Consider the following 14,712-nt stretch of genomic DNA (forward strand, 5'->3'; position numbering starts at 1 on the left):
CGCACTTAAAATTATAAGTTGAACTAATCCCGAATTTACTTTGGGATCTAAGTTTTAACTATCCTAAAACATCAAGCTCGTATCAATTTTATTTGGTACGAGTTTTTTTATGTGTTAAATTTTGTAATTTTACAACAACCAACAACCAACAACCGTGATTGATTCATTTTTAGAATATTTATCTCTAGAAAAAAAATACTCCACGCATACAATTACAGCCTATAAAAACGATTTAATATCATTTAAAGATTTTTTAGTGGTAGAATTCCAACAAGAAACTCTGTCAGATGTGCATTATAATCAAATTAGAAGTTGGATTGTTGCTTTATCAGATTCAAAAGTATCCAATCGTTCTATAAATCGAAAAATTAGTTCTTTGAAATCATTTTACAAATTTTTTCAAAAGACACATCGAATTAAGGTAAATCCATTAGCAAAACACAAAGCGTTAAAAGTCAATAAAAAAATACAAGTTCCTTTCAATTCAAAAGAAATTAACCAGGTAATCAACGCAGTAAACGAAAAAAACGATTTTATTTCTCTAAGAAATAAACTAATTGTTGAGTTATTTTATTCTACAGGTATAAGAAGAGCAGAGTTAATTAATATTAAACATAGTAATATTGATTTATCAAATAAAACTATAAAAGTGTTGGGTAAAAGAAGCAAAGAACGATATGTTCCTTTGTTGCCCTCTGTTGTTCAGACACTAAAGCAATATTTAGAAGTTAAAAAAGAATTTTCAATAGGTTTAGATGAATTATTTATAACCGAAAAAGGAAATAAAATATATGAAACTCTTGTTTACAGAACTATAAATTCATACTTTAGTCAAGTCTCTACAAAAGAGAAAAAAAGCCCCCATATTTTAAGACATTCCTTTGCGACACATCTTTTAAATGAAGGGGCAGATTTAAATTCGGTTAAAGAGTTACTAGGGCACTCATCTTTAGCCTCAACACAAGTCTATACTCATAATAGTTTAGACGCAATTAAGAAAGTGTATAACCAAGCTCACCCTAGGAGTAATAAAACAGAATAAAGTATGAAAGTATTTACGCAGTCCGTTAACTTTAATGCAGACAAAGATTTAATTACATTCGCTAACGAAAAAGTAGCAACATTATCAAAATTTCACGATAAAATTGTTGATGCAGAAGTTTTTTTAAAAGTTCAAAATACAAGTGATAAAGAAAACAAAATAACAGAAGTTAAAATTAATATACCTGGAAAAGAATTAATTGTAAAAAGAGAAACTAAAACTTTTGAAGAAGGTATAAATTCAGCTGTAGATAATCTAAAAAGGCAGTTAAAAAGATCTAAAGAAAAGCACAGAGACTCCCTGATTTCTTAAAAAGAGAAAAAAACAGAAAAAAATATTAAAAAAAGTTTTGGAATTTAAAAAAACTTTATACATTTGCAATCCGTTAGAAATAGCGGGTTGTTTTTTACAACAAAAAGCCGATGTAGCTCAGCTGGCTAGAGCAGCTGATTTGTAATCAGCAGGTCGTGGGTTCGAGTCCCTCCATCGGCTCTAAAAAACAATATATAGTTCATTAAAATAAAAAAAGTTTTGGGAGTGTCGCATAGTGGCTATTGCAGCAGACTGTAACTCTGTCGTCGTGAGACATCGTTGGTTCGAGTCCAACCACTCCCACAAAACTTTTTTAAGAATGCGAAAGTAGCTCAGTTGGTAGAGCGTCAGCCTTCCAAGCTGAATGTCGCCGGTTCGAACCCGGTCTTTCGCTCAAAAGAATCCAACAAAGCCGGTGTAGCTCAGTTGGTAGAGCGCATCCTTGGTAGGGATGAGGTCACGGGTTCAAATCCCGTCATTGGCTCATAGTAATCAGTATTATTAGACACTAAATATATTTAAACTAAAGAATTAAAATCAATAATTATGGCAAAAGGAACTTTTGACCGTTCGAAACCACACTTAAATATTGGTACTATCGGACACGTAGATCACGGTAAAACAACTTTAACTGCGGCTATTACTAAAGTATTAGCTGATGCAGGATTCTCTGAAGCTAGATCTTTTGATCAAATTGATAATGCACCAGAAGAAAAAGAAAGAGGTATTACTATTAACACTTCTCACGTAGAGTATCAGACAGCTAATCGTCACTACGCACACGTTGACTGTCCAGGTCACGCGGATTATGTAAAGAACATGGTTACTGGTGCTGCTCAAATGGATGGTGCTATTTTAGTTGTTGCTGCTACTGATGGTCCTATGCCACAGACTAGAGAGCATATCTTATTAGGTCGTCAGGTAGGTATTCCACGTATCGTTGTTTTCTTAAACAAAGTTGACATGGTTGATGATGAAGAGTTATTAGAGTTGGTTGACATGGAAGTAAGAGAGTTGTTGTCATTCTACGAGTATGATGGAGATAATGGTCCTGTAGTTTCAGGTTCTGCTTTAGGGGCTTTAAATGGAGAGCAAAAGTGGGTTGATACTGTCTTAGAGTTGATGGAAGCTTGTGATTCTTGGATTGAAGAGCCATTAAGAGAGGTGGATAAAGACTTCTTGATGCCAATCGAAGATGTATTCTCAATCACAGGTCGTGGTACTGTTGCTACTGGTCGTATTGAAACTGGTATAGCTAATACTGGTGATGCTGTAGATATTATTGGAATGGGTGCTGAGAAGTTGTCATCAACTATTACTGGTATTGAGATGTTTCGTCAAATTTTAGATAGAGGTGAGGCTGGTGATAATGCAGGTATCTTATTAAGAGGTATTGCGAAAGAAGATATTAAAAGAGGAATGGTGATCTGTAAACCAGGTTCTGTTACACCACACGCTAAATTTAAGGCTGAAGTTTATGTTCTTAAGAAAGAAGAAGGTGGTCGTCACACTCCATTTCATAATAACTATCGTCCTCAGTTCTATGTAAGAACTACAGATGTAACAGGTACTATCAATTTACCAGAAGGTGTTGAAATGGTAATGCCAGGTGATAACTTAACAATTACAGTAGATTTAATTCAGCCAATTGCATTAAATGTTGGTTTACGTTTCGCTATCCGTGAAGGTGGTAGGACAGTAGGTGCTGGTCAGGTAACTGAATTATTAGACTAATTTTTATTAGTATTTAATAAAAATAATATTTAAAAAGGGTGTCACGCTTTAGGCGTGATGCCTTTATGAATAAATATAAACGGGTTTAGCTCAGTTGGTAGAGCACTGGTCTCCAAAACCAGTTGTCGGGAGTTCGAGCCTCTCAACCCGTGCAAATAAATTAAGTAAGATGAACTTCGTACAATACATCAAAGATTCTTTTGAAGAGTTGAGCAATCACGTAACGTGGATATCTAAAGAAGATGCACAGAAAACAACTGTTACTGTTGCTGTTTTTACAATTATATTCGCTTTAGCAGTGGCAGGTATTGATTATGTTTTCCAGACTGGGTTAGATAACTTTTTCAAATTATTTTAAGTAATAGACTATGGCTGATTCAGTAATGAAATGGTATGTTGTTAGAGCCATTGGAGGACAAGAAAACAAAGTTAAATCGTATATCGAAACAGAAATTTCAAGAGTAGGATTATCGGATTATGTAAGTCAGGTAATTGTGCCTACGGAAAAAGTTGTTCAAATAAGAAACGGTAAAAAGGTTAATAGAGAAAGAGTTTATTTTCCTGGTTACATAATGGTTGAGGCCAATCTATCTGGTGAAGTTCCACACGTAATTAAATCTATTACTGGAGTCATAGGTTTTCTAGGTGAAACAAAAGGAGGTGATCCTGTTCCTATGAGAAAATCGGAAGTTAATCGTATGTTAGGTAAAGTTGATGAGCTTTCAGTACAAGATGAGAATATAGCAATTCCATTTAATACAGGAGAAACAGTAAAAGTTGTTGACGGACCTTTTAATGGTTTTGATGGAACTATTGAGAAAGTTAATGAAGAAAAGCGTAAACTTGAGGTAATGGTAAAAATCTTTGGAAGAAAAACACCATTAGAATTAAGTTATATGCAAGTAGAAAAGATATAATTGTTACACAAATATATACCGATTTGTTTTTGAGCTTCCAACAATAAAACAAATCATTAAACATTTTATAATGGCAAAAGAAGTTAGTAAAGTAGTTAAATTACAAGTTAAGGGAGGCGCAGCGAATCCATCGCCGCCGGTCGGACCTGCTTTAGGAGCTGCTGGTGTTAACATTATGGAGTTTTGTAAACAGTTCAATGCAAGAACACAAGACAAGCAAGGTAAAGTATTACCTGTTGTTATTACTGTTTTCAAGGACAAATCGTTTGATTTTGTTGTAAAAACTCCACCTGCAGCAGTTCAGTTACTAGAAGCAGCCAAAATTAAAAAAGGTTCTGGAGAACCAAATAGAAAGAAAGTAGCATCAGTTACTTGGGATCAGATTAAAGTTATTGCAGAAGATAAGATGGCAGATTTAAATGCTTTTGAAGTTGCTTCAGCAATGAGAATGATTGCAGGTACAGCTCGTTCTATGGGATTAACAGTTAAAGGTGATGCACCAGCATAAACTTTATAAAAAAGTAGTAAAATGGCAAAATTAACAAAAAAGCAAAAAGAAGCTCACGCTAAGGTTGATAAAACACAGTCTTATGATTTAGCTGCTGCTTCAGCGCTAGTCAAAGACATTACTAATGTAAAGTTTGATGCATCAGTAGATATAGCTATACGTTTAGGCGTTGATCCACGTAAAGCAAACCAAATGGTTAGAGGTGTAGTAACATTACCTCATGGAACTGGTAAGGATGTTAAAGTTTTAGCATTAGTAACTCCAGATAAAGAAGCAGATGCTACAGCAGCAGGTGCTGATTATGTAGGTTTAGATGAGTACCTACAGAAAATCAAAGGAGGTTGGACAGATGTAGATGTAATTATTACAATGCCTTCAGTAATGGGTAAATTAGGTCCTTTAGGAAGAATTTTAGGTCCAAGAGGTTTAATGCCAAATCCAAAAACAGGTACTGTAACAATGGATGTTTCAAAAGCAGTTCAAGATGTTAAAGCTGGTAAAATCGATTTTAAAGTAGATAAAACTGGTATCGTTCATGCAGCAATAGGAAAAGTATCTTTTGATGCTCAGAAAATTGAAGAAAATGCAAACGAGCTAATACAAACAATCATTAAATTGAAACCAACAACAGCTAAAGGTACTTATGTAAAAAGTGTTTTCATGTCTAGTACAATGAGTCCTAGTATTCCTGTTGAGGTTAAAACTGTTTAATGCGTTAAAACTTATAATATTATGACTAGAGAAGAGAAATCACAAGTAATAGAAGATTTAACAGCAGTATTAGCAGATACTAACACCTTATATTTAGCAGACATTTCAGGATTAGATGCACAAACAACATCTAATTTAAGAAGAGCTTGCTTTAAGGCAGGTATTCAATTATCAGTTGTTAAGAATACATTACTAGAGAAAGCAATGGAAGCTTCAGATAAAGATTTTGGAGACTTACCAACTGTATTAAAAGGTAATACATCAATGATGATTAGTGAAGCTGCTAACGCACCAGCTAAATTAATCAAAGAATTCAGGAAGAAATCTAAAGATAGACCATTATTAAAAGGGGCTTTTGCAGAAGAGTCTATTTATATTGGAGATGATCAACTAGATGCTCTTGTAGACATTAAGTCTAGAGAAGAGTTGATCGGAGAAATCGTTGGATTATTACAATCTCCTGCTAAGAATGTAATCTCAGCATTACAATCTGGTGGACAAACACTTTCAGGTATTATCAAAACTTTATCTGAAAAATAAGTACGCGCACAAATAAACTATAATAAAACAAAATTTTAAAAACAATTAAAATGGCAGAATTAAAAGATTTCGCAGAACAATTAGTTAACTTAACTGTAAAAGAAGTTAATGAATTAGCTACTATCTTAAAAGACGAATATGGTATTGAGCCAGCAGCAGCAGCAGTTGCAGTAGCTGGACCAGCAGCAGGTGGTGAAGAAGCAGCTGAAGAGCAAACTGAATTTGATGTAATCTTAAAAGCAGCAGGTAGTTCTAAGTTAGCTGTTGTTAAACTAGTTAAAGAATTAACTGGTTTAGGACTTAAAGATGCTAAAGGTATCGTTGATAGCGCACCAGCAGCAATAAAAGAAGGCGTATCTAAAGATGAGGCTGAAGGTCTTAAAAAATCTTTAGAAGAGGCTGGAGCTGAGGTAGAGCTTAAGTAAACTATTACTTCTCGGTTATCGGGCAAAGATATCGAAATCGAGATAACAAATTTAGGTTTAGGTACTAAGAACTTTTGTTTTTAGGCCTAAACCATTTTGTGTATATATTCGTTCTTTATTTTAATTCAAGATTTTAATCAAAAAAATATTCTCTTTTGGCAACGAAAAACACTACTGAAAGAATCAACTTCGCAACTTCTCAAATGATTAAAGAATATCCTGATTTTTTGGATATTCAGGTAAAATCTTTCCAAGATTTTTTCCAACTTCAAACTAAAGCAGAAGAAAGAGGTGAAGAAGGTTTGTACAAAACCTTCATGGATAACTTTCCAATCACAGATACAAGAAATCAGTTTGTATTAGAATTCTTAGACTACTTTGTAGATCCACCAAGATATTCTATCCAAGAATGTATCGAAAGAGGTCTTACACATAGCGTACCTTTAAAAGCACGTTTAAAACTTTACTGTACAGATCCCGAACACGAAGATTTCGAAACTATTGTACAAGATGTATATCTTGGTACAATTCCTTATATGACTAATTCAGGTACCTTTGTTATTAATGGTGCTGAGCGCGTGGTAGTATCGCAATTACACAGATCACCAGGTGTATTTTTTGGTCAATCTTTCCATGCAAATGGTACAAAATTGTATTCAGCTAGGGTAATTCCTTTTAAAGGTTCATGGATAGAATTTGCTACAGATATCAATCAAGTGATGTATGCTTATATTGATAGAAAGAAAAAATTACCGGTTACAACATTATTCAGAGCCATAGGTTTTGAGAGAGATAAGGATATTTTAGAAATTTTTGATTTAGCAGAAGAAATTAAAGTCTCAAAAGCCGGATTAAAGAAAGTATTAGGTCGTAAGCTAGCAGCTAGAGTGTTAAAAACTTGGCACGAAGACTTTGTAGATGAAGATACAGGAGAGGTTGTTTCTATTGAAAGAAACGAGATTGTTTTTGATCGAGATACAATTTTAGAAAAAGAACATATTGACGAAATAATAGACGCAGGGACCAAAACCATTTTGCTTCATAAAGAAGATAACGAAATGGCTGACTATGCGATTATTCATAATACGTTACAAAAAGATCCTACTAATTCTGAGAAAGAAGCAGTTGAACATATTTATAGACAATTACGTAATGCAGAACCGCCAGATGAGGAGACTGCAAGAGGTATTATCGATAAATTATTCTTTTCTGAACAAAGATATAATTTAGGTGAGGTTGGACGTTTTAGAATGAACACCAAACTACAGCTTGATGTTGATATGGATCAAAAAGTATTAACAAAATTAGATATAATAACTATTATTAAATATTTAATTGAGTTAATCAATTCCAAAGCAGAAGTTGATGATATTGATCACTTATCTAACAGACGTGTAAGAACTGTTGGTGAACAATTAGCAGGACAATTTGGTGTTGGTTTAGCACGTATGGCTAGAACAATTCGTGAGCGTATGAATGTACGTGATAACGAAGTATTTACACCAATCGATTTGATTAATGCAAAAACATTATCATCTGTAATTAACTCATTCTTTGGTACAAACCAGTTGTCTCAGTTTATGGACCAAACAAATCCATTAGCAGAGATAACACATAAGCGTAGATTATCTGCACTAGGACCTGGAGGTTTATCAAGAGAAAGAGCAGGTTTCGAGGTTCGTGATGTACACTATACACATTATGGTAGGTTATGTCCAATTGAAACTCCTGAAGGACCAAACATTGGTTTAATTTCTTCGCTTTCTGTTTTTGCAAAAGTGAATAACTTAGGATTTATAGAAACTCCTTATAGAAAAGTTGATAACGGAATTGTTGAAAAAGCAGAACCAACGTATTTAAGTGCTGAAGAAGAAGAGGGTATGAAATTTGCCCAATCTAATTTAGAATTAAATGAAGATGGAAGTTTTGTTTCTGATAGAGTAATTGCTCGTGAAGAAGGAGATTTCCCTGTTGTTAGCCCAGATGCAATTGATTATATGGACGTTGCTCCAAATCAGATTGCCTCTATTTCTGCATCCTTAATCCCATTTTTAGAACATGATGATGCCAACCGTGCATTAATGGGATCGAACATGATGCGTCAAGCAGTCCCTTTATTACGTCCTGAGTCTCCAATTGTAGGTACAGGATTAGAACGTAGAGTTGCAAAAGATTCAAGAATCTTAATTAATGCTGAAGGTGCTGGTGTTGTTACATATGTAGATGCTAATAAAATAACTATAAAATACGACAGAACTGAAGAAGAAACTATGGTAAGTTTTGATTCGGATGAAGTATCGTATAACTTAATAAAATTTAGAAAAACCAATCAAGGTACCTCTATCAATCTAAAACCTATTGTAGAAACTGGAGATAGAGTTCAAGAAGGTCAAGTACTTTGTGAAGGTTATGCAACACAAAAAGGAGAACTAGCTTTAGGTAGAAATATGAAAGTAGCCTTTATGCCTTGGAAAGGGTATAACTTTGAGGATGCCATTGTAATTTCAGAAAAAGTAGTTCGTGAGGATATTTTTACATCTATTCATATTGATGAGTATTCTTTAGATGTTAGAGATACAAAATTAGGAACTGAAGAGTTAACTAACGATATTCCTAACGTTTCTGAAGAAGCTACCAAAGATTTAGATGAAAATGGAATGATTAGAATTGGAGCAGAAGTAAATCCTGGTGATATCTTAATTGGTAAAATTACACCAAAAGGAGAATCTGATCCAACTCCAGAAGAAAAATTATTACGTGCCATTTTTGGTGATAAAGCAGGTGATGTAAAAGATGCATCATTAAAAGCCTCACCATCATTAAGAGGTGTTGTAATCGATAAGAAATTATTTAGAAGAGCTGTAAAAGATAAAAACAAAAGAATAAGAGATAAAGAAGCTGTATCAGCTTTAGAACACTCTTTTGTTTCTAAATTCGAAAGTTTAAAAGATCAATTAATTGATAAATTATTTACTTTAATTAGTGGAAAAACATCGCAAGGTGTATTTAATGATTTAGGTGAAGAGGTTTTACCAAAAGGTAAAAAATATACCCTTAAAATGTTAAACTCTGTTGATGACTATGTCCATTTAACAGGGTCTTGGACCACAGATAGTGATTTAAATGCGTTAGTTGGTGAATTAGTGCATAACTATAAAATTAAAGTAAACGATTTACAAGGTTCTTTACGTCGTCAAAAATTTACAATTTCAGTAGGTGATGAATTACCAGCAGGAATTTTAAAATTAGCAAAAGTTTATATTGCTAAAAAACGTAAGTTAAAAGTTGGTGATAAAATGGCAGGACGTCATGGAAATAAAGGTATTGTAGCTCGTATTGTAAGAGCAGAAGATATGCCTTTCTTAGAAGACGGAACTCCTGTTGATATCGTATTGAATCCATTAGGTGTACCTTCTCGTATGAACATTGGTCAGATTTATGAAACTGTTTTGGGTTGGGCTGGTCAAAAATTAGATACCAAATATGCAACACCAATTTTTGATGGAGCATCTTTAGATCAAATCAACGGAATTACAGATAGTGCAGGTGTGCCAAGATTCGGACATACTTATTTATATGATGGTGGAACAGGAAAACGTTTTGATCAACCAGCAACAGTGGGTATCATTTATATGATTAAACTAGGGCACATGATTGAAGATAAAATGCATGCACGTTCTATTGGACCATACTCACTAATTACGCAACAACCTTTAGGAGGTAAAGCACAATTTGGTGGTCAGCGTTTTGGAGAGATGGAAGTTTGGGCACTTGAGGCGTATGGAGCATCAAGTATCTTAAGAGAAATCTTAACTGTAAAATCAGATGATGTTATGGGTAGAGCAAAAACATACGAAAGTATTGTTAAAGGTGAAGCTATGCCAGAACCAGGTTTACCAGAATCGTTTAACGTATTAATGCATGAACTGAAAGGTTTAGGTTTAGACGTTAGATTAGAAGAATAATTTTTAATAGTTGGTAGTTGTTAGTTTTTAGTTATTGGTTTCAGTCCATTAATTAGAATATGAAAATCAAAACTAAAAACTAGCAACTAAAAACCAATAACTATATAAAAGACATGGCAAGAAAACAAGAGAAGTACACTGTAAAAAAGTTTAATAAAATCTCAATTGGTTTATCATCACCAGAAGCTATTTTAGAAGTTTCTAAAGGTGAAGTTTTAAAACCAGAAACTATAAATTATCGTACTCATAAACCAGAACGTGACGGTTTATTTTGTGAGCGTATTTTTGGTCCTGTTAAGGATTATGAATGTGCTTGTGGAAAGTACAAAAGAATTCGCTACAAAGGTATCGTTTGTGATAGATGTGGTGTAGAAGTAACAGAAAAAAAAGTACGTAGAGATAGAGTAGGGCACATCAACTTAGTGGTTCCTGTTGCTCATATTTGGTACTTTAGATCATTACCTAACAAAATGGGGTACCTTTTAGGTTTGCCTTCTAAAAAGTTAGATATGATTATTTACTACGAACGTTACGTAGTAATTCAACCAGGTATTGCAAAAAATCCTGAGGGAGAACCATTACAAAAAATGGATTTCTTAACAGAAGAAGAATACCTAGATATTGTGGATGAATTGCCACAAGAAAATCAATATTTAGAAGATACAGACCCGAACAAGTTCATCGCTAAAATGGGGGCTGAGTGTTTAATAGATTTATTAGCACGTATTGATTTAGAAACTTTGTCTTTTGAATTAAGACACAAAGCAAATACAGAAACGTCTAAACAACGTAAAACTGAAGCGTTAAAACGTTTAAATGTTGTTGAAGCATTTAAAGATTCTCAAAAAAATAGAGAAAACAATCCTGAGTGGATGATTATGAAGGCGATTCCTGTAATTCCACCAGAATTACGTCCTTTAGTTCCATTAGATGGTGGTCGTTTTGCAACTTCAGATTTAAATGATTTATACAGAAGAGTTATCATCAGAAACAATCGTTTAAAAAGATTGGTTGAGATAAAAGCTCCAGAAGTTATTTTACGTAATGAAAAACGTATGTTGCAAGAATCTGTAGATTCTTTATTTGACAACACGCGTAAATCATCAGCAGTAAAAACTGAATCTAACAGACCCTTAAAATCGTTATCAGATTCTTTAAAAGGTAAACAAGGTCGTTTCCGTCAAAACTTACTTGGTAAGCGTGTTGATTATTCTGCACGTTCTGTAATTGTTGTTGGACCAGAAATGAAATTGTCTGAATGTGGATTGCCAAAAGATATGGCAGCAGAATTGTACAAGCCTTTTGTAATTAGAAAATTAATTGAAAGAGGAATTGTAAAAACAGTAAAATCTGCAAAGAAAATTATTGATAGAAAAGAACCAGTTGTTTGGGATATTTTAGAAAATGTAATTAAAGGACATCCAGTTTTATTAAACAGGGCGCCTACTTTACACAGACTAGGTATTCAAGCTTTCCAACCAAAATTAATTGAAGGAAAAGCGATACAATTACACCCATTAGCATGTTCTGCATTTAATGCGGATTTTGATGGAGATCAAATGGCTGTTCATTTACCATTAGGACCAGAAGCTATTTTAGAAGCGCAATTATTAATGTTAGCTTCTCATAATATCTTAAATCCTGCAAATGGTGCTCCAGTAACTGTACCTTCTCAAGATATGGTACTTGGATTGTATTACATGACAAAAGAAAGAATTTCTACTCCAGAAGTTAAAATTAAAGGAGAAGGCTTAACTTTCTATTCACCAGAAGAAGTAACTATTGCTTTTAACGAAGAAAAAGTAGACTTAAATGCTGGTATTAAAGTAAGAACTCAAGATATTGATGAAAACGGAGAACAAGTAACTAAAATTATAAAAACTACTGTTGGTAGAGTTTTATTTAATGAAAAAGTTCCTGCTGCTGCTGGTTATATTAATGAGGTTTTAACTAAGAAAAACTTACGTGGAATTATTGGTGGAATTTTAAAAGCTACTGATATACCTACAACTGGAGAATTTTTAGATGAAATTAAGAATATGGGATATAAATTTGCCTTTCAAGGTGGTTTATCATTCTCATTAGGAGATATTATTATTCCTGCTGAAAAGCAATCTATGATCGACGAAGCTAATAAAGAAGTGGATATGATTGTAGGTAATTATAACATGGGTATGTTAACGCAAAAAGAGCGTTACAATCAGGTAATTGATGTTTGGGGTTCTACCAACAACAGATTAACTGAGTTATCTATGAAACGTTTACGAGAAGATCAACAAGGTTTCAACTCAGTATACATGATGCTTGATTCTGGTGCAAGGGGGTCTAAAGAACAAATTCGTCAGTTAACAGGTATGCGTGGATTAATGGCAAAACCTAAAAAATCTACTGCAGGTGGTGGAGAAATTATTGAAAACCCAATTTTATCAAACTTTAAAGAAGGGTTATCAATTTTAGAATACTTTATCTCAACTCACGGTGCTCGTAAAGGTTTAGCAGATACCGCTTTAAAAACGGCAGATGCTGGTTACTTAACACGTAGATTGGTAGATGTTTCTCAAGATGTTATTATTAATGAAGAAGATTGTGGTACGTTAAGAGGGTTAGAAGTTACTCCTTTAAAGAAAAATGATGAGATTGTAGAATCTTTATCAGACAGAATTGAAGGTCGTATTTCATTACAAGACATTTATCATCCGTTAACGGAAGAAATTATTGTTAAGGCTAATCAATCTATTACTTCTCAATTAGCAGATGCAGTTGAAAAATCTGGTATTGATAGTGTAGAAGTTAGATCTGCTTTAACTTGTGAGTCTTCTAAAGGTATTTGTGCTAAATGTTACGGTTTAAGTTTATCAACACGTAATAAAGTACAAATTGGTGAAGCAGTAGGTGTAATTGCAGCACAATCTATTGGAGAACCTGGTACACAGTTAACATTACGTACTTTCCACGTTGGTGGGGTTGCTGGTAACATATCAGAAGAAAATAAGTTAATTGCTAAATTTGATGGTAATGTAACTATAGATGATTTACGTACTGTAAAAGGTAAAGATAATGAAGGTAAAGAAGTAGATATCGTAATTTCTAGAACAGCAGAAATTAAGATTATTGATAAGAAAACCGGTATTACGCAAAGCACAAATATTATACCTTATGGTTCTATTATTTTTGATAAAGAAAGAAAAACCATTAAAAAAGGAGATGTAATTGTACAATGGGATCCATTTAATGGTGTAATTGTTTCTGAATTTGCTGGTAAAGTAAAATTCGACAATTTAACTCAGGGTATGAACTACTCTGTAGAAATTGATGAACAAACAGGTTTCCAAGAAAAAGTAATTACAGATTCTAAGAACAAAAAAATCATTGCATCTTTAATTATTGAAGATGAAGATGGTAATGCATTACGTTCTTATAGTTTACCAGTAGGTGCACACTTAATGGTTGATGATGGAGATACTGTAGCCTCTGGTCATACTTTAGTAAAAATCCCTAGAAAATCTGGTAAAGCAGGTGATATTACAGGAGGTTTACCACGTGTAACAGAATTATTCGAAGCACGTAATCCTTCTAATCCATCTGTGGTTTCTGAGATTGATGGTGTGGTTTCTTTCGGAAAGATAAAAAGAGGAAATAGAGAAATTATTGTAGAATCTAAAACTGGTGATATTAAAAAGTATTTAGTAAAACTTTCTAACCAGATTTTAGTACAAGAGAATGACTTTATTAAAGCAGGTTTACCATTATCTGATGGTGCAACAACACCTTCTGATATTTTAAGAATTAAAGGCCCATCTGCTGTGCAACAATACTTAGTAAACGAAATTCAAGAAGTATATCGTTTACAAGGGGTAAAGATTAATGACAAACATTTTGAGGTTGTTGTGCGTCAAATGATGCGTAAAGTGAAAATTATAGATTCTGGAGATACTTTATTCCTAGAGAATCAACTCATTCATAAAACAGATTTCATCCAAGAAAACGATGCAATTTATGGAATGAAGGTTGTTGAAGATTCTGGAGATTCAGAAAACTTAAAAGCAGGTCAAATTATAACTGCACGTCAATTAAGAGATGAAAATTCTTTATTAAGAAGAAATGATCAGAATTTAGTTGAAGCTAGAGATGCAAAACCTGCAACTGCAGAACAAGTTTTACAAGGTATTACAAGAGCATCATTACAAACAAAATCGTTTATTTCTGCAGCTTCTTTCCAAGAGACTACAAAAGTATTAAACGAGGCAGCTGTTAATGGTAAGATTGATACGTTAGAAGGCTTGAAAGAAAATGTAATTGTTGGTAAGAAAATTCCAGCAGGTACAGGTATGAGAGCTTATGATAAAATTATTGTAGGACCAAAAGACGAGATGGAACAAAGTTTCTAAGTATATACGTGTAAACGTTGAATTATTTAAAGTTGAATTGTTTACTGTAATGTTAATTACAATAATCAATTCAACTTTTTTTTTATTTTATACAGAAATCATTAGCTTTAGCTGGCAGTTATTTCTGAGAAATAAAGCCATGATTAACAATAGTTACACCATTATTAATC

At 33.4% G+C, this 14,712-nt stretch carries 11 protein-coding genes and 5 tRNA genes; all 16 read left to right on the forward strand.

Annotated elements, in window-relative coordinates:
- The first annotated feature begins 154 nt into the window (after window positions 1-154).
- Window positions 155-1,042, forward strand: a complete 888-nt coding sequence (locus SJY27_RS16170; RefSeq protein ID WP_397445911.1) for a tyrosine-type recombinase/integrase — start codon at window positions 155-157, stop codon at window positions 1,040-1,042.
- 3 nt (window positions 1,043-1,045) lie between these two features.
- On the forward strand, window positions 1,046-1,354 hold the full coding sequence (hpf, locus tag SJY27_RS16175) for a ribosome hibernation-promoting factor, HPF/YfiA family (protein WP_397445912.1): 309 nt from the start codon (window positions 1,046-1,048) through the stop codon (window positions 1,352-1,354).
- A gap of 106 nt (window positions 1,355-1,460) precedes the next feature.
- A tRNA-Thr gene (locus tag SJY27_RS16180) sits at window positions 1,461-1,534 on the forward strand.
- Window positions 1,535-1,575: 41 nt separating this feature from the next.
- A tRNA-Tyr gene (locus SJY27_RS16185) sits at window positions 1,576-1,657 on the forward strand.
- Window positions 1,658-1,675: 18 nt separating this feature from the next.
- Window positions 1,676-1,748: transfer RNA gene (locus tag SJY27_RS16190), tRNA-Gly, on the forward strand.
- Between the two features lie 17 nt (window positions 1,749-1,765).
- A tRNA-Thr gene (locus SJY27_RS16195) sits at window positions 1,766-1,838 on the forward strand.
- A 62-nt stretch (window positions 1,839-1,900) separates the two neighbouring features.
- Entirely contained in the window at window positions 1,901-3,088 is a 1,188-nt protein-coding gene (gene tuf, locus SJY27_RS16200; protein WP_397445913.1) for an elongation factor Tu, read from the forward strand.
- 79 nt (window positions 3,089-3,167) lie between these two features.
- A tRNA-Trp gene (locus SJY27_RS16205) sits at window positions 3,168-3,240 on the forward strand.
- A 17-nt stretch (window positions 3,241-3,257) separates the two neighbouring features.
- On the forward strand, window positions 3,258-3,446 hold the full coding sequence (gene secE, locus SJY27_RS16210; RefSeq protein ID WP_397445914.1) for a preprotein translocase subunit SecE: 189 nt from the start codon (window positions 3,258-3,260) through the stop codon (window positions 3,444-3,446).
- Window positions 3,447-3,456: 10 nt separating this feature from the next.
- Window positions 3,457-4,005: a transcription termination/antitermination protein NusG gene (gene nusG / locus SJY27_RS16215; RefSeq protein WP_397445915.1), complete on the forward strand. Its 549-nt coding sequence runs from the start codon at window positions 3,457-3,459 to the stop codon at window positions 4,003-4,005.
- Window positions 4,006-4,075: 70 nt separating this feature from the next.
- Window positions 4,076-4,513, forward strand: a complete 438-nt coding sequence (gene rplK / locus SJY27_RS16220; protein ID WP_397445916.1) for a 50S ribosomal protein L11 — start codon at window positions 4,076-4,078, stop codon at window positions 4,511-4,513.
- A gap of 21 nt (window positions 4,514-4,534) precedes the next feature.
- Window positions 4,535-5,224 (forward strand): 50S ribosomal protein L1, encoded by a 690-nt coding sequence (gene rplA, locus SJY27_RS16225; RefSeq protein WP_397445917.1) that lies wholly within the window; start codon window positions 4,535-4,537, stop codon window positions 5,222-5,224.
- A gap of 21 nt (window positions 5,225-5,245) precedes the next feature.
- Window positions 5,246-5,764: a 50S ribosomal protein L10 gene (gene rplJ, locus SJY27_RS16230; protein WP_397445918.1), complete on the forward strand. Its 519-nt coding sequence runs from the start codon at window positions 5,246-5,248 to the stop codon at window positions 5,762-5,764.
- Between the two features lie 50 nt (window positions 5,765-5,814).
- Window positions 5,815-6,189 (forward strand): 50S ribosomal protein L7/L12, encoded by a 375-nt coding sequence (gene rplL, locus SJY27_RS16235; RefSeq protein WP_397445919.1) that lies wholly within the window; start codon window positions 5,815-5,817, stop codon window positions 6,187-6,189.
- 155 nt (window positions 6,190-6,344) lie between these two features.
- Window positions 6,345-10,154 carry a DNA-directed RNA polymerase subunit beta gene (gene rpoB / locus SJY27_RS16240; RefSeq protein WP_397445920.1) on the forward strand — a complete coding sequence of 1,270 codons (3,810 nt, stop codon included), beginning with the start codon at window positions 6,345-6,347 and terminating at the stop codon, window positions 10,152-10,154.
- A 113-nt stretch (window positions 10,155-10,267) separates the two neighbouring features.
- Entirely contained in the window at window positions 10,268-14,542 is a 4,275-nt protein-coding gene (rpoC, locus tag SJY27_RS16245; protein WP_397445921.1) for a DNA-directed RNA polymerase subunit beta', read from the forward strand.
- Window positions 14,543-14,712 lie beyond the last annotated feature (170 nt).

It is taken from the genome of Polaribacter sp. R77954 (genome assembly GCF_044595335.1).
Lineage (GTDB): Bacteria > Bacteroidota > Bacteroidia > Flavobacteriales > Flavobacteriaceae > Polaribacter.